General features: G+C 68.1%; 15 protein-coding genes and 1 tRNA gene. 8 read left to right on the plus strand and 8 right to left on the minus strand.

The features are described 5' to 3' along the window. Positions 1-97: 97 nt before the first annotated feature. The gene (upp, locus tag ACQCSZ_RS17570) at positions 98-733 is read right to left on the minus strand and encodes a uracil phosphoribosyltransferase (RefSeq protein WP_211878875.1); all 636 of its coding nucleotides are present in this window, start codon (positions 731-733) and stop codon (positions 98-100) included. A 12-nt stretch (positions 734-745) separates the two neighbouring features. Further along, the gene (locus ACQCSZ_RS17575) at positions 746-1630 is read right to left on the minus strand and encodes a phosphatase PAP2 family protein (RefSeq protein ID WP_427004973.1); all 885 of its coding nucleotides are present in this window, start codon (positions 1628-1630) and stop codon (positions 746-748) included. 61 nt (positions 1631-1691) lie between these two features. On the opposite strand from ACQCSZ_RS17575, the gene ACQCSZ_RS17580 reads away from it, so the two are divergent. Then, positions 1692-2210, plus strand: coding sequence for a nucleoside deaminase (locus tag ACQCSZ_RS17580; RefSeq protein ID WP_427004974.1), 519 nt, complete (start codon positions 1692-1694; stop codon positions 2208-2210). Between the two features lie 23 nt (positions 2211-2233). Here ACQCSZ_RS17580 and ACQCSZ_RS17585 read toward each other — a convergent pair whose 3' ends face one another. Genes ACQCSZ_RS17585 through ACQCSZ_RS17600 form a run of 4 tightly spaced genes read right to left on the minus strand, consistent with a single transcriptional unit; the run spans position 2234 to position 6097 of the window. After that, a complete protein-coding gene (locus ACQCSZ_RS17585; RefSeq protein WP_427004975.1) occupies positions 2234-3535 on the minus strand; it encodes a DNA glycosylase AlkZ-like family protein in 1302 nt (433 codons plus the stop codon). 4 nt (positions 3536-3539) lie between these two features. Next, positions 3540-4664, minus strand: coding sequence for a glycosyltransferase (locus tag ACQCSZ_RS17590; protein WP_427004976.1), 1125 nt, complete (start codon positions 4662-4664; stop codon positions 3540-3542). A 7-nt stretch (positions 4665-4671) separates the two neighbouring features. Next, positions 4672-5070 (minus strand): 6-pyruvoyl trahydropterin synthase family protein, encoded by a 399-nt coding sequence (locus ACQCSZ_RS17595; RefSeq protein ID WP_211878867.1) that lies wholly within the window; start codon positions 5068-5070, stop codon positions 4672-4674. Positions 5071-5074: 4 nt separating this feature from the next. Continuing rightward, positions 5075-6097 carry a dehydrogenase gene (locus ACQCSZ_RS17600; protein ID WP_427008374.1) on the minus strand — a complete coding sequence of 341 codons (1023 nt, stop codon included), beginning with the start codon at positions 6095-6097 and terminating at the stop codon, positions 5075-5077. 151 nt (positions 6098-6248) lie between these two features. On the opposite strand from ACQCSZ_RS17600, the gene ACQCSZ_RS17605 reads away from it, so the two are divergent. Next, positions 6249-6335 (plus strand) — tRNA-Ser (locus ACQCSZ_RS17605). Between the two features lie 108 nt (positions 6336-6443). On the opposite strand, the gene ACQCSZ_RS17610 is transcribed toward ACQCSZ_RS17605, so the two are convergent. Together ACQCSZ_RS17610 and ACQCSZ_RS17615 are read right to left on the minus strand one after the other, a co-directional pair. Further along, on the minus strand, positions 6444-6779 hold the full coding sequence (locus ACQCSZ_RS17610; protein WP_427004977.1) for a hypothetical protein: 336 nt from the start codon (positions 6777-6779) through the stop codon (positions 6444-6446). Between the two features lie 147 nt (positions 6780-6926). Beyond that, entirely contained in the window at positions 6927-7868 is a 942-nt protein-coding gene (locus tag ACQCSZ_RS17615) for an Lrp/AsnC family transcriptional regulator (RefSeq protein WP_427004978.1), read from the minus strand. A gap of 247 nt (positions 7869-8115) precedes the next feature. Between ACQCSZ_RS17615 and ACQCSZ_RS17620 the strand changes: the two genes are divergently transcribed. From ACQCSZ_RS17620 to ACQCSZ_RS17645, 6 genes are all read left to right on the plus strand, one after another. Beyond that, entirely contained in the window at positions 8116-8970 is an 855-nt protein-coding gene (locus tag ACQCSZ_RS17620; protein WP_427004979.1) for a transporter substrate-binding domain-containing protein, read from the plus strand. A 30-nt stretch (positions 8971-9000) separates the two neighbouring features. After that, positions 9001-9729, plus strand: a complete 729-nt coding sequence (locus ACQCSZ_RS17625; protein ID WP_427004980.1) for an amino acid ABC transporter permease — start codon at positions 9001-9003, stop codon at positions 9727-9729. Then, positions 9726-10502 carry an amino acid ABC transporter ATP-binding protein gene (locus tag ACQCSZ_RS17630; protein ID WP_427004981.1) on the plus strand — a complete coding sequence of 259 codons (777 nt, stop codon included), beginning with the start codon at positions 9726-9728 and terminating at the stop codon, positions 10500-10502. Before ACQCSZ_RS17625 ends, ACQCSZ_RS17630 begins: the two co-directional genes overlap by 4 nt. 137 nt (positions 10503-10639) lie before the next feature. Further along, positions 10640-12238 (plus strand): 5-guanidino-2-oxopentanoate decarboxylase, encoded by a 1599-nt coding sequence (locus tag ACQCSZ_RS17635; protein ID WP_427004982.1) that lies wholly within the window; start codon positions 10640-10642, stop codon positions 12236-12238. A 33-nt stretch (positions 12239-12271) separates the two neighbouring features. Next, entirely contained in the window at positions 12272-13984 is a 1713-nt protein-coding gene (locus ACQCSZ_RS17640; protein ID WP_427004983.1) for an amidohydrolase, read from the plus strand. Between the two features lie 342 nt (positions 13985-14326). Then, positions 14327-15904, plus strand: coding sequence for an esterase/lipase family protein (locus ACQCSZ_RS17645; protein ID WP_427004984.1), 1578 nt, complete (start codon positions 14327-14329; stop codon positions 15902-15904). The last annotated feature ends 434 nt before the right edge of the window (positions 15905-16338 follow it).

A 16338-nucleotide genomic window follows, 5' to 3' on the forward strand; every position in this document is an offset into this window, starting at 1 on the left:
CAGGACGATCCGGAAGGGGCCCGGAGCCCAGACCAGCCAGGGAGGCCAGGCCTCGGCGCCCGGAATGATCCGGCAGCAAACCGGCCCTGGCGGGAATCTACCCGGCCACGCCGTAGAGCCGGTCCCCGGCGTCGCCGAGGCCCGGCACGATGTAGGACTTCTCGTTGAGCTTCTCGTCGATGGAGGCCAGCACGATGGTCACGTTGGCGTCGGCGAGTTCCTCCTCCAGCTTGGCCAGGCCCTCGGGGGCGGCCAGCAGGCAGATACAGGTGACGTCGGAGGCGCCGCGCTTGAAGAGGAACTTGATGGCCTCGCGCAGTGTCCCGCCGGTGGCCAGCATGGGGTCCAGGACGAAGATCTGGCGGTCCGTGAGGTTCTCGGGGAGGCGTTCGGCGTAGGTGATGATGTCCAGGGTCTCTTCATCGCGGGCCATGCCCAGGAAGCCGACCTCGGCGGTGGGGACCAGCTTGGTCATGCCCTCGAGCATGCCGAGCCCGGCGCGGAGGATCGGAACCACCAGCGGGGTGGGCTTGGTGAAGGCGGTGCCGATGGTGGTGGCGACCGGCGTCTCGATGCTGACCGGTTCGGTGCGGACCTCGCGGGTGGCCTCGTAGGCGAGGAGCGTAACGAGCTCCTCGGTGAGCTGGCGGAAGACCGGGGACGGGGTGTTTTTGTCCCGCAGAACGGTGAGCTTATGGGCGACCAGCGGGTGGTCCACAACGAGGATGCGCATGCGTCAAAACTATCATCCGGCCGACGGCGGCCCTCCCGTGGGGCGGCGCGCAGCGGCGCCGTCCGCAGCGCCGCCGTCCGCAGCGCCGCCGTCCGCAGCGCCGCCGTCCGGTGCGCCGCCAGTGCCGCGGTGCGCAGCGCCGGCGGTTTTCCGGAGGGGACGGTCAAACGTCGGCGCCGGGCCCGCATGTTCGCGGTGCAGGATCACGTGGAAGAGCCTGTGCGCAAGGATCACGATCCCCACCCAGGCCAGCCCCAGCAGCCAGCCGACGATCACGTCGGTCATCCAGTGGTGGCCCAGGTAGACGCGGCTCAGGCCCATGGCCACGATGAAGATCACACCCGCGGTGATCAGTCCGACCCGGGCGATGGTCCGTTTCACCTGCAGGCAGGCCAGGTACACCACCACGCCGATCACCACTGTGGTGTTGAGCGTATGGCCGCTGGGGAAGGACGGCGAGGTCTCGTAGGGCGGGACGGCGTCGGCGTGGTCCGGCCGGGTGCGCCCGACGAGCTTCTTGCCCAGGGTGGTGGCCGTCACCGAGAAAGCCGCGGCGCCGCCGATCAGGATCATTGCCCGCCACGTGCGGGTGAGGAAGGTCAGCCACGCGGTCAGGATGGTGGCCAGGATGGGCATGCCGATCCCGCCGCCGATATTGGTGAACGCCGTCACGGCGGAGTCCAGTGCAGGGCTCCGCAGCTGTTCGGCGAAGGCCAGCGTGGGTTTGTCCAGGCTCGCCAGTCCGACGTCGTCCACCACGTTGTCGTACACCTCGGCGCCCAGCAGTGCCAGGACCACCACGACCACGCCGCCCACCAGCAGGGTGATCCACAGGGCCGCGTACGGGACCACCCAGCGGCCCCAGTGGTGGGTCAAGTGCTCCGGCACTGTCCTCACGGCTGCCTCCCGGCTCCTCGGCTTGTCACGGCTTCCCTTTCCACGAAACTATCATTGAGCAATGACCGCCCCGGAGCCCCGCCATGCCGCCTGGATGGGCCTTGCCCTGTCCGAGGCGCGCCGGGCGCTTGCCACCGCGGATGTGCCGATCGGCGCCGTCGTGATCGGGCCCGACGGCGGCGTGCTCGGCTCCGGACGGAACGAACGCGAAGCGCTCGGGGACCCGACGGCGCACGCGGAGATGGTGGCCATCCGCGAGGCCGCGGCGCGGCTGCGGGAGCTGCGGGCGGCGGCCGGGGAATCCGCAGGCGCCCCGCGGCCTAGCGGATGGCGGCTGGCGGACTGCACCCTGGTGGTCACGCTGGAGCCCTGTGCCATGTGCGCCGGCGCGGTGGTGCTGGCCCGGATCCCGCGGGTGGTGTTCGGCGCGTGGGATGAGAAGGCCGGGGCCGCCGGTTCCGTGTTCGACATTCTCCGCGAGCGCCGGCTCAACCACTGGGTGGAAGTGTATGCGGGGGTCCGGGAGCCGGAGTGCGCGGCGCTGCTGCGGGGCTTCTTCGCCGGACACCGCACCGGTTGAGCCATGTCGGTCCACCCGCCGGTCTAGTTGGCGCCGGCGGACGCGGCCAGGCCGTCGATCCGCTGCTGCCGGGAGGCCGGTGAATCCAGGCTGTAGGCGCGGAAGTCGCCGAGGTCCTCCCTGATCCAGGCCTGGACCTCGGCGATCCGCCGGTCCACCGCCGGCGTCCGGTTGCGGAAGACCCGGGAAACGATCCGTTCCTTGCCCGGATCGTACTGCCAGAGCCCGATGATCCGGCCACGGTCCAGGATGGGGTGGTCCGGGAGATCGGCCTGCAGCGCCAGCGAGCCGAGGGCCTGCTCGGCGATTTTGTCCCTTTCAGGGCCGGCCCCTTCAGGGCCGTCCTCGGCCAGCAGGTCCGCCGCGTTGCGCCGCAGCAGCATCAGTGAATCCGTCCCGGCGAGCAGCTGGATCTGCTCCCCGGCGGGTTCCTCGAAGGCGGCGAGGCGCTCGACGTCGTCGGGCAGCATCCACAGCGCCCCGCCCCCGGCGGCGGTGGTCACCTCAGTGGTCACCCCGGTGGGCACCTGCACGGCGCCGACGGCGGCCAGCGCCGCCTTGCTCTGCGCCACGGTGAATCCGGTGAACCACTGGGACTGTTTGAGGGTGGCGCCGCCGGTCCAGCCCAGGTAGCGGCGGATCAGCTCGGTGCGCGCCCCGTCGTCGTCGAGGGGGCCCGGCGGCAGGCCCCACAGCTCGTACGCGTAGCGCTGCTGGTCAAGGCGCCCGTTGACGGGGACGCGGCGGATCCTGCCCTGCGCCTGCAGGATCCCGAGGGCGGTGGGAAGCGTGGTGACCGCACCCTTCTTCTTGCCTTCCTCGCCGAGGCTGCGCACGGAATCGCCCAGCTCCTCCTTGAGCTGCTTGGGATCCAGCGGCGCGGAAGCTTCGGCGAGGGTGTGCAGGACCTGATCCTCGAGCAGCGTGATTTCGCTGCGGTCCACGCCCAACCGGCCGAGCACCCGGAACGCCTCCTCGGCATCCTTGCCCAGCTGCAGCGCCCAGGCGAAGTCGTCACGGCCCAGGACGTAGGTGCAGCCGCGGGCGGTGGGGAGTTCGAGGATGCGGTGGGCGAGGACGTCGGCGTCAACCTGTTCGCGGCGGATGCCGGCACGGGCGAAGAGCGTGAGATAGGGATTCGCGCCGCCCACGGACCGCGCCCAGCCGGCCCGGGCAAAGACCTGCTCCGCGGTGCGGCCCGCCAGCGAGCCGTCCAGGCCCTGTTTGTGCCAGGCCCAGGCGCGCAGCCGCCCGGGCGTGAGGGTCCCGGCGGGAGGCACCTCGGACATCATCGGCTCGATTGTCATGGGCTCCTCGATTGTCATGCGCTCATTCTCCAACAGCTTGCCCGCCAGCGGAACGAACCCGGCCAGGCCTGCCGTCCGGCACGTCCGCCCCGAGGACCGCCAGCACCGCCCGGGCCGTGGCGTCCCAGCCGGGCAGCCGGTCCCGCGCGGCCACGGCGGCGTCCCGCCAGCGCGCCTGGAGCCCGGGATCGGTGAGCCAGCGGCGCAGCACGTCGGCCAGCGGGGCCGGGTCTGCCGCGAGGGCGACGGGGGTGCCCGGCACGGGTTCTGTTTCCCCGCCGGCGGCGAGCGCCTCGACGGCGCCCGTGCCCTCGCGCACCACCACCGGGATGCCGCGGGCGAGCGATTCGGTGACCACCAGTCCGTAGGTCTCGGCGCGGGAGACGAGCAGGCTGAGGTCGGCCGCAGCCCATTCGGCGTCCAACGCGGCGCCGCGCAGCTCGCCGGGAATGATGATGCGGTGCCGCAGCCCCAGGCGCTCCACGGTGTCCCGGAGCCGGGCGGCGTAGCCGGGGTCTGCAGTGTCGGAGCCGGGGAGGGAGGCGGTCCAGGGCAGTTCGGTGAGCCGGGCGAGCGCGGCGATCAGCAGCGACTGGTCCTTGTTCGGCAGCAAAGCGGCGGCGGCGATGAGGTGCGGGGGCTGCGAGCCCGCGGCCCGCGGGGCGGCGTCGGTGCCCGGCAACGCCACCTTGGCCAGGTCGAACCCATGCCTCGCCCGGATGGCTGCCGCGGCGGAGCTGCTGGTGCATATGACCCCGGCCGCGGCGTGCAGGGCACGGCGTTCCAGCTCCGGATGCGGGCCCAGGGGCATGTGCAGCAGGATCCAGACTGGCCGGCCGGCGGCCGCGGCCCTTTCCAGCGCGTCCGGCGCCCCGCAGGCGAGCAGCCCGTCCACGAGGACTATCTCCTCCCCCGTCTGGTCCCCTATCTGGTCCTCCCCGCCGGCGGGGGCACGCAGCAGGGCTGCCAGCCGCCGCCGGTCCCCGGCGCTGCCGACCGGCCAGCCGCCGTCGAGCGGGCAGGTCTCCACGTCGGCGCCGGCGGCGGCCAGCTCCCGGGCCAGGGCGGCGTTGTAGACGTTGCCGCCGGAGTTGTGGCGCACGTTGCCGGGCACCACCAGGCGGATGCGGGGGCCGGGCGGCTTCACCGGGTTCCTAGCTGGCGTCGAAATCGAGCGAGTAGCCGGCCCAGGCGTCCGGTGTCTCGCGCAGGGTGACGTCCAGGCCCGCCAGCCCGCCTCCGTCCGGGCCGGGGCGGATCTGCGCCGCCACGGCGTCGGCGATGTACCGGGCCAGGGCCTCGGTGGTGCTCAGTTTGCCGGCGAAATCGGGGTGCTCGTCGAGGTTCTTGTAGTTCAGCCCCGCCAGGACCGACTCCAGCACCTTCCCGGCCTCGCCGATGTCCAGGACAATCGAGTCGTCATTGAGCGCACGACGGCGGAAGGACACCTCCGCGACGAAGGTCGCCCCGTGCAGGCCCTGGGCTGGGCCGAACACCTCACCGGGCAGGCTGTGGGCGATCATGAAATGGCTGCGGACAGTCAGGCTGAACACGGTCTTACCTCGTGGTTTCGGTCGATGGGTATTCGATGACGGGGTATTCAATGACGTGGCAGAGCGCGCCCAGCGCGCCGTCGGACAGCTGCTGGACGACGCCGGGCAGCTCGTCGAACGGGGAGGCCCCGGTGAGGAAGACGTCGAACACGGGATCGTTCAGCAGGGCCACGGCGAGCCTGAGCCGGTCCGCGGCGGTGCGGCGGTGCCGGCGGGCCCGGGCCACCACCCCCACCTGGCTGGCGCGGACGGAGAGCCGGCGGGCGTGGAAGTCCTCCCCCAGCGGCAGGGTGACCTTGCGGTCCGCGTACCAGGACATCTCGATCACGTCGCCCTCATCACCGGCCAGCTGCAGGCTCCGCTCGAGGCCCTCCTGCGAGGCGGAGCAGTGGATCACGATGTCGCAGTCCGGCAGGGCGTCGTCGGGGTGGCAGAACTCGACGCCGAGAGCCTCGGCGAACGCGCGCTTGGCCGGGTCGACGTCGACCAGCTGGAGGCGGGCCAGCGGAAAGGCGCCCAGGAGCTTGGCCACCATGCCGCCGACGAGTCCGGCGCCGATCACGGCGACGCGGTCGCCCAGCCGCGGGCCGGCTTCCCAGAGCCCGTTGACGGCGGTTTCGACGGTGCCGGTGAGCACGGCGCGGCGGGCCGGGACGTCGTCGGGGACCACGGTGAGGGACTCCACCGGGACGATGTAGCGGTCCTGGTGCGGGTACAGGCAGAAGACCGTCTTGCCGGGCCAGTCCCCCGGGCCCTCCTCCACGATGCCGACGGAGAGGTAGCCGAATTTCACGGGCGAGGGGAAGGTGCCCTCCTGGTGCGGCGCGGCCATTTCCCCGGCCACGCATGCCGGCACGCGGGCGTTGTACACCACGAGTTCGGTGCCCTTGCTGATGCCGGAGTAGAGGGTCCGCACGAGGGCCTCGCCCGGTCCGGGGGCGGGCAGGTCCTCGCGCCGGAGCTCGCCCTTTTCGGGGCCGACGGTCCAATAGGCGGTTGCTGCGGTGGGCTCTCCGGGAATGATCATCTTGCTGATGAATCTAGCGCCCATGACGGTGCGCGGGAAGGGGGCGCGGGCCCGGGAGGGCCGCCGGGTCCGCTCAGGGCGGGTCGCCGGGAGCGGGTGTTTCGGGGCCGTTTTGGGGATGGGGGCCATGCTCCGGTACCCTATACAGGTTGGTGACGTGTCCGAGCGGCCGAAGGTGCAACACTCGAAATGTTGTTTGGTGTCAAAGCCAACGTGGGTTCAAATCCCACCGTCACCGCGGAACAGAAAGGCCCTGCTTCCCTTTGTTTACAAGGGAAGCAGGGCCTTTGCTTTGCCTAAATGGCCTTTGCGCGGCAGCATCCCGACCGAGCCGAGGCCGGACGCGCTACTGCTCTGACGACGTGTCGCCCTTATGGCCGCGCAGGTTGTCCTGAACCTTGCCGAACAAATCCTTGATAGTCGATTCCGTGTTGGTCAGCATGTCCGGCTGCACGTAGACGTTCTGGGTCGGCGGCAAGCTGTAGTTGGCCTGGAACCCTCCTGTGCCGACGACACCGTCCAAGGCGATGGTCACTCCGCCTTCCTTGCGTGCGATGGCACTGATGCGGCCGAAGACGACTGTGAATTCATCAGGCTCGAAGCTGATTGTGTGCCCGATGTGACCCCGATTCAAGTCGCTCGCGAGCACAGCTTTCTCGTTGCCAGTTCCGCTGTAAGCCATGCTTTCCCCTATGTATCGACACCACGCCTATGGCCGAAGTCTACGACGAACAGGGGCCCGATACACCCCCTCTCTCATGTTCGTACCTCCGGCATAGCACCAAAATATTCCCGGGCTTCGATATCCCCATCCTTGGCGGTGGGCGGCTCAGGGGCGCCGGCCGGCGCCGTTCGACGGGGGCGGGAAGGGCCTGGCTGCGTCAGGGACGGGCCATTCGTACTTCTCCTTGAAGACCTCAAGATGCATCCAGGACTCGATCTTGACCACATCGTCAACCTCCCTGAGCCGGTCGATGAGATGCCGGAGGGTCGCCGCTGAGTCAGCGGCCAGCGTGGCGACCAGATCGAACCGGCCGATCGTGCGGGCCAGGAACTCGATGCCCGGCAGGGTGGCCATGACATCAACCACGGAGGCCCCGTCGCCCCGCAGGTTCACGCCCAGCCCCGTCGCGACGTTGCGGGTTCGGCCCCGCCGGTTGTGCGCGGCCCCGATGCGGATCACGTGGTTGTCGAGCAGGTAGTTGACCCGGTTCCGCACCGCGCTGGGAGAAAGCCCCAGGAGCGGAGCCAGATCCTTGTAGCTCATGCGGCCGTCCTGCTCGAGCCGGCGCATCAGTTGCAGATCGGCGTCGTCGACCCTCACGTTCTCCGGCAGCGCATGCCGCGGCATGAAGATGCCCCTGACCACGTCCACATAGACCAGGGTGTTCACGGTCAAGACCCCGGGCAGGGAGCGGATCCGCCCGATCGTGGCATAGAGGTCCACCTGGTTGGGGAGCCGGATTTCGACCACGAGGTTGTGGATGCCGCCCACCCCCAACACCAGCACAACGGCCGGCCAGGAGGAAAGCGCCTCAACGACAGGGTCCGAGGGTCCGTCTGTCTGGATCGACACGTGCGAGATGGAGTGAAGGCCCAGGAAGTCGGGGTGGGTTGCGGAGACGACGCGAAGTGATCCATCCGCCATGAGCGCATCGACCCGGGCCGTGATCGCGGCCCGCGATACCCCGATTTTTTGGGCCATGGCGGAGTAACTGGCACGCCCGTCGTCCTGCAGCAGGGAGAAGATCTGTTCGTCGATGTCGACCATGGCGTACCCTTCGGAACCGCGAGCGGAACAACCTTGAAGAATCTTATCTCGCTCGAACTGACGAAAAACGAGAAGCAACCGAGAAATTCAGGCTCAAGAGTCACATTTATGTCGGGCGTCCCAGCAAAAGAATCACCAAGTCGGCAATGTAACAATTCGATTGCTTGCCACGGCCAGTGCTTGGGACTACGGTCATCTCATCCCCTCCCGGTGTGATCTGCACCACGAAATCGAAAGTGAGATGGCCTTGAAGAAAACTGCCAGCCTCCTCGGCACAGCAATCCTCGCGCTGTCCCTCTCCGCCTGCGGAGGCGGATCCAGTCCCGCCAGCACCGCCTCGACGGCTGCCGCGGTCGAGGCCGCGCCGAGCGGGCTCATCACCGCCGGCCAGCTGAAGATCTGCATCGACCCCGAATACGCCCCGCTGGAGTACTTCAGCAACGGAACCAGCGGAGACATCATCGGCTTCGACGCCGACGGCGCCCGCGCCCTCGCGTCCTACTGGGGCCTCACCCCGACCTTCCAGCAGGCCGCCTTCGACGGTCTCATGCCCGCCCTGCAGGCCAAACGCTGCGACGTCATGTGGTCCGGCCTCTACACGAGCGAGCCCCGCCTGCAGGTTGCCGACGGCGCCAAGTACCTCAACACCGGCCCCGGCATCATCGTCGCCGCCAAGAACAAGGACAGCATCAAGGTTGCAGACGACCTCTGCGGCAAGACCGTCGCGGCCCAGAACGGCGGGGCCAACGCCGCCACCGTCCGGGCGCTGGGCGAGAAGTGCGTGCAGGGCGGCAAGGGCAACATCAACGTCGCCGAATACCCCAAGGTCACCGAGACGGTCCTGGCCGTCACCAATGGCAAGGCCGACGCCCTGGTGGAAACCGACGTCGCGATAGCGGACATCGTGGCCAAGAGCAACGGCGCGCTGGCCCCCGTGGAGGGGATCTTCCCGACCGACACGACGTTCGGTGTCTTCACGATCAAGGGCGGCCCGCTCAGCGAGCCGGTGGCCAAGGCCGTCAAGGCGCTCATCAGCAAGGGGACGCTTGCCGAGCTCGCCAAGAAGTACGGCCTCAACCCAGACAAACTGGTCAAGGGCTAGGCCGAATGGCAACGTCGATGGTGGGACGCCATGCAATTTGATCCGGCCATCTTCTGGGCGCAACTCTTCTCCCTGGAGTACGTGCAGGGCGCCGGCATCGCCCTGGGCCTGGCCGCGCTCTCCCAGATCCTGGCCATCCTGATCGGCTTCGCCCTCGCGGTGGGCCGCATCAGCAAGAACAAGACGGCCCGGGGCATCTCCGGCTCCTATGTCTGGTTCTTCCGGGCAATTCCCACCCTGCTGGTGCTGCTGATCGTCTGGAATGCGGGCCCGCAGCTCATTCCGGCCCTGACGGAAAGCTGGTACACACCCTTCCTGGCGGCCCTCATCGCACTGTCCGTTGTGGAGGGCGCATACATGGCGGAAATCCTTCGCTCGGCGCTGCTGAGCGTCGATGAGGGACAGCCCCTGGCCGCCCGCGCACTGGGCATGACGCCGGCCCAGGTCATGCTCAAGGTCATCATTCCCCAGGCCACCCGCATCGCGATCCCGCCGACGGGCAACGAGTTCATCGGCCTGGTCAAGTACACGTCCCTGGCCAGTGTCATCTCGCTGCGGGAACTGCTCACTACGGCGCAAGTGGGCGTCTCGGTGACATTCCGCTACGCCGAGTACTACGCGGCCGCCATCATCTACTACCTCGTCATCGTCTCGATCCTGATGATCCTGCAGAGCTACTTCGAGCGGAAATTCCGGTGGACCACCAAGGCGGCCAAGGTCATCCGGACACGCCCGGAGAAGGAAGAGGTCATATTGTGAGTGAAGCTGCAGGTCAGCCGATCCTGCGGGTCAAGAACCTGCAGAAAAGCTACGGCCACAATCCTGTCCTTAAGGGCGTCGATTTCGAGATCCAGCGCGGCCAGGTCAAGGCGGTTCTGGGCCCCTCGGGCTCCGGCAAGTCCACCATGCTCCGTCTGATGGCCCTGCTCGAGACCGCCGACGACGGCGAGATCTACCTGGAGTCCAAGCGCATCGGGGTGGCGGAACGCAGAGGCGATTTTGTGCCGCTCTCCGAACGCGCCATGGCGCACCAACGCGTCGACATCGGCATGGTGTTCCAGAAGTTCAACCTGTTTCCGCACCTGAACGCGCTGCATAACGTCATGGTCGGCATGACCACCGTCCGCAAGACGCACAAGAAGGAAGCCGAAACGATCGCGCACGAGATGCTGGCCCGCGTGGGCCTCGCCGATCGGGCGCACGCCTTCCCCTCGGAGCTCTCCGGCGGACAGCAGCAGCGCGTGGCGATCGCCCGGGCCCTGGTCATGAACCCGAAGGTCCTGCTCTTCGACGAGCCGACCTCGGCCCTGGACCCCGAACTGGTGGGCGAGGTCCTGGAGGTCATGGAGAGCCTGGCCCGCGAAGGCATGACGATGGTCGTGGTCACGCACGAGGTCAAGTTCGCCCAGCGTGTGGCCTCCGAGGTGGTCATGTTCGACGGCGGCTACATCATCGAGCAGTCCGCCCCGGAACAGTTCTTCGGCAACCCGCAACACGAGCGGACCAAGAAGTTCCTCAGCCACGTCCACTAGCCATCCCGGACGGCGTCCCGCCGGCAGCCAGGGGTGCGAACTGTTCACGCCGCCATGCCCCACAGGGCTCCCAGGCAGCTTCAGCGCATGCAAACACGCCCCGGAACCACCACTGAACTGAACGCGGAGAAGGCGACATGAAATTCGGCCAGGCAGCAGTCAAACTCCTCGAGCACTACGACGTCGACACGGTCTTCGGGATCCCCGGGGTCCATACGATCGAGTTGTACCGCGGACTCGACGAGACCGGAATCCGCTCCATCCCGGCCCGGCACGAGCAGGGGTCCGGTTTCATGGCGGACGGCTACGCCCGCGTCAGCGGCAAGCCCGGCGTCTGCCTGCTCATCTCCGGCCCCGGTGTGCTGAACGCGCTGACCCCCATGGCCCAGGCCTGGCACGATTCCGTGCCGATGCTGGTCCTCGCCTCCACGACCGAGACGGCACTGCTGGGCCGGAACCGCGGCCCGCTGCATGACATCCCGGACCAGGCCGGGCTCGTGGGCAAGCTGACGTCCCCCTCCGTGACCGTGACGGATCCGGAGCAGTACGCCCAGGTGCTGGCCGAAATCTGGCAGGGCTTCCGGACCGGGCGGCCGCGCCCGGCGCACATCGCGATCCCCATTGACATCCTCGACAAGGAGGTCGGGACGATCGAGCCGGTGTCCCTGCCCGCTCCGGCGCAGGGCTGGACCACGGCGCAGCTTCGCGAGGCCGCCGAGCTGCTGCGCACGGCCTCGCGGCCCGTCATCCTCGCCGGCGGCGGCGCCCTGCTCGCCTCCGAGCAACTGATCCGGCTGGCCGAACGCTTCGACGCCCCTGTCATCGCCACCACCAACGCCAAAGGCATCATCCCCGCGGACCACCCGCTCTCCGCCTCCAACCAGCTGCCCTTCTCCGGGACGCAGGCGGAACTGCACGCGGCCGACGTCGTCGTCGCGATCGGCACCGAATTCTCCGAGACCGAGACCATCTACACGGGCAGCCCCGTCCGCATCGGGGGCCGCATCATCCGCATCGACGTGGACCCCGCCCAGCTCAACGTCCCCTTCGCCGCCGCGGCGGGACTGGCCGGGCGCGCCGAGACCGTGCTGGCCGCGCTGCTCGACGCGACGGCGGACCTGCCGCCCGCCGCCCACGACGGCGCCGCGCGGGCAGCCGCCATGCGCTCGGCGATCGAATGGGTCGACGCCTCCCGGGTGCACATGCCCTGGCTGGACGCCCTGGCCGAGGAGACGCCGCCGGACACGATCACCGTGCTGGACTCCACCCAGCTGGCCTACACGGCCCAGCAGTACCTGCCGCATTCCACTCCCGGCACCTGGATCGCCAGCTACGGGCTGGGCACCCTGGGTGCGGCCATCCCGATGGCCGTCGGCGCCCGGATCGCGGCACCCGACAAGTACGTGCTCGCCATCGCAGGCGACGGCGGCTCCCTCTTCACGCTGACTGAACTGGCCAGCGCCGTGGACCGCAGGTCCCAGCTGACCGTGGTCCTGTGGGACAACGCCGGCTACGGCGAAATCCGGGACTCCTTCGACCGCGCCAACGCGACCCGGATCGACACGGACGTCACCGCCGTCGACCACGTCAAGATCGCCGAGGGTTTCGGCGCCCGCTCCTCGCGGGTCGAGGACCCCGAGGCCTTCGGCCGGGCCCTGAAGGAAAGTTACGGGCACGACGGCGTCAGCGTCATCGTCGCCACCGCCCCCGACATGCCGGCCGGCATCCGCCGCTAGCCTCAGCCACCCCTGCAAAGCGAGGTCAACAACATGCGCAAGCTTCACCATCTGGAAGCATCCCCGCTGGATGCCGTCAGCACCATTTTCACGGGCGCCACGGTCCACACCCTGGACCCGCAGCTGGGCCGCGCCGAGGCGTTCCTGGTCCACGGCTCGCATGTGGCTGCGGTCGGCACCGAGGCCGAATGCCGCGCCCAGGCCCGCCGGCGGTGCCCGGCCGAACCCGCCGTAGTGAGCCTGGCGGGCAAGGTGGTGGTTCCGGGCTTCATCGACCCGCACGCCCACCCGCTCATGTACGGGCAGATGATGAGCTGGGTGGACTGCGGACCGGCGAAGGCGGCCACGATCCCCGAGATCGTGGCTCTGCTCCGCGAGGCCGCTGAGCGTCTGCCCGGCACCACCCCCGTGCGCGGCTACGGCTACGAGCACAGGAACCTGGCGGAGGGCCGGCACCCGCGCAAGGAGGAACTGGACCAGGTCGCCACGGACCGCGAGGTCTATCTCATGAACGCCAGCGGGCACGGCGGCGTCGTGAACAACTACACGCTCGCCCTGCATGGCGTGGACAGGGACACCCCCAACCCCGCGGGCGGCGAGTTCTTCCGGGACGCCGACGGCGAGCTCACGGGTGAGCTCTCGGACGCGGCCTGCAACATTTTGACGGGTATCAACGGCGTCAAGGTGGGCCACCACGGCCCGAACTTCCACCTCGAGGACGAGCCCGAGGAGCACCTGCGCCAGCTGCGCGCGGCCCAGGAGAAGTTCCTGCAGGGCGGCGTCACGAGTATCGGCGACTGCCAGGTGACCCGGCGCGAGCTGGACATGTACCTGCGTCTGTCCGCCCGGAACGAGCTCAAGACCCGGGTCAGCATGTACCTGCTGTCCCACCTGCTCGAGCAGGCCATCGAGATCGGCATCCAGGGCGCCTTCGGCAACTCCCACCTGGCCGTGGGCGGCATCAAATTCTACGCCGACGGGACTCTTGGCGGCTGGACGGCGTATTTCCCCGACGGCTATGTGGGTGACCCGTGCCGCACGGGCCAGCTCTACCATGAGCCGAGCGACTACAGCGGACTCATCATGCGGGCGCATTCGGTGGGCCTACAGACGGCCACGCATGCGCAGTCCCCCACCGCGATCGGCATGGTTCTGGATGCGATCGAGGCCGCGCAGGCTGCCTCCCCCGATTCGGACGCCCGGCACCGGATCGAGCATTGCGGCCTGCCCAGCCCGGAGCAGATTGTGCGGATGAAGGAGCTGGGCGTCTACCCCGTCAACCAGCCGCAGCACTACTTCAACTGGGGCGAAGGCGTGACCGCGGCGATCGGCACCCCCGGCGAACGCTTCAACCCGCTTGGCGAGTTTGTGGCGGCCGGCGTGCCGGTCACGCTCAGCTCCGACGCGCCCGTGGCCGAGCCCAAGCCGCTCGAGGCCATCCAGGCGGCGGTGACGCGGGTGACCCGGCAGGGCCACCGGCTGGGGGCGGAAAATCTGCGGATCACGGCGGAAGAGGCCCTGGCCGCCCACACGATCAACGGCGCCCGGGCCCTGGGCCGCGAGGACGAGCTGGGCAGCATCTCCCCCGGCAAGCGCGCGGACTTTGTGGTGCTCAGCGCCGACCCACTGGCCGTGGCGGCGGGGGACATCTCCAGGATCGCCGTCCTGGAGACCTGGGTCGACGGCGCCCGAGCCTACGCCGAGACATCGCCGAGGGCCGCGTTGAGCCTCGGCGCCTCGTCCTGAGGACGCGGTCTCGCTGCGCGTGACGGCGAATGATTCCCTGGCAGTGGCTTTTCAGTTGACTACATCCAACCAGGAGGCGGTGGTCACGGAAGTGACCACCGGGAAGTTCCGGGACGTGCCGATTGTGCCCGCGCCGTGAGCCCGGCGCTGGCCCTTCCAGAAGGCCCGCGCAGGATGCGGCCGGGACCTTGATACATTGGCTGCCTCGGAGCAAACTTGGGCCTGTGCCCCGCCAGGTTCGGACCTGGCAGGGTACAGGCAGTCCGGTACATCCCGGTTCATTCAACCGGCGTCCGCGGTAACGGTGTGAAGGAAAAATCGACGTTCAGAGGGGCCCCTTCGATGACCTACGGAAACGATGGCCGGCTGCCGATCATCTATGTCCGGGGCTATGCCGGAAGCGGGGCAGAAAAAGACGTTGCGGTCGATGATCCCTTCTACGGCTTCAGCCAGGGTTCGGTCCACGTCCGCGCGAACCGTTCGGGGCGTCCGCAGTTCCTCCAGTTTGAATCACCGATGCTTCGCCTGGTGACGGACCATGCGTACCAGGTTCCAGTCTATGGAGACCAGAGAGCCTTCCTGCACCAGGCCCGGGCAGGGTCGGTCGACTCTGCCACCATATGGATCCATCGTTTCTATGACGAGTCAGCCTCCACCTTCGGGGAGAGACCGGCCGACTTCTCTTTGGAGGGAGCTGCCCGCGATCTGTTCATGATGATCAAGCTAGTGCTCTTGAAGACCGGAGCGCCGAAGGTATTCCTGGTGGCACATTCCATGGGCGGGCTTATCTGCCGTGCGGCAATCCAACGGATAATTCCTGAAAGCACCGCCGCCGACGACGGAACCATCAATCCTGCCGCTGGCGCTGAGTACGTGGCCCGATTCTTCACCTATGCAACCCCTCACGGCGGCATCCTGTTCGCGGTCGGCTTCGGGATCCCAGAGCGTGTCCGTGACCTGACAGGCTTCCTCGGATCCGATGTGTTCGGTCCGGACCGCATGTATGAATACCTCACGCCAGGGGTCGGATCGAACGCCACAGCTCCGGCCGGCTTCACCGGTACCGCGATGCCGGACGACGGTTTTCCTGTGGACCGGTTGTTCTGTCTGGTCGGGTCGAACCCCGAGGACTATGGCGTGGCCCACGGTTTGTCCTCCAAAGCCGTCGGAGCGCGAAGCGACGGACTGGTCCAAATCGAGAATGCGGCGGTGCGCAACGCCCACCGCGCTGTCGTTCATCGCAGCCACAGCGGGCGATACGGCATTGTCAATTCCGAGGAGGGGTACCAAAACCTGCAGCGTTTCCTTTTCGGGGACCTGGAGATCGCAGTCCAGTTCGTGGGCCTCGACGCCGGCAGGGACTCATCCGCCCAGATGGAATTTCAACTGGATGTGGGACTCGCCATCAGGGGCCTGCCTGTATTGATGCATGAACAGAGCGCTGCCCATTACTGCCCCGTCCTGGTGGAACGAAAACAGGGGCGGGACTCCATCGACACGCCCACCCCGTTGTTTACGACTTTCCTGTCGTCCAAGGCGCCCCGGCCCATGAACGGCCTGGAACCCGTTCCGACGCTTAGGTACGCCGTCAAGTTAAGGTTGCTGTCGATCCGGGAGGATGCCGGCCGGTTCTTGCTCTTCGACCATCTGGAGCAGACGGAGGACTGGCAGGATGCCCTGCTCGTGGACGTCGAGCCGGGCGATGCCACCGCGTCTGCCCACGTTTGGGCCGCCTGGACCAGCACAGTCCCGACGGCGGTCAGGGAGTGGCAACCGCAGGAGGCAGATAGGGTCACGGACCGGGACGGGACTCCCCGCCGGTGGCGCGGTGAGATTCCAGTGCCGGACGTGGCCCGCAGATTGCTCGGGGCAACTGCCCGCATCCAGTTGACTGTTACTCCCCGGCCCGTTCCGGCCTGATCCGGCAACCGCCCGGCGCAAAGTTCCGCTTCACGACCGCCCCGCCGCCCCGGCATTCGAACGCAGGGCCCGCGTTGGTGCACAATGCGTTCATGACCAATGACGATCCGCGCCCGGTCTTGTTGAGTGCGGGGCCCTTCATCCGTGGATAGCGTTTTCGGGGATCCTTGCACTGCGAGGGGTAACACTACGGTGTTGTTGTTGATGAAGCTGGGACCATCGACCAGAAATCCACTGACGCACTTCGCGGCGTCGTATAACAGAGCTCTGGGAAACTCGTGCTGGCCCGGACCTGACACGGTCCGGGCCAGCATGTCAACCTGCATCGGGCCTTGGTCACCTCCCGCTGGGCCTGATCCGGATACCCCACAACTACTCGGTTCATCGCCACCCGGATCCGTATTCGCTGATGGGGCTCGTGATTCCAATACCTT

Origin of the sequence: Pseudarthrobacter sp. H2, assembly GCF_050157045.1 — a bacterium.
Lineage (GTDB): Bacteria > Actinomycetota > Actinomycetes > Actinomycetales > Micrococcaceae > Arthrobacter.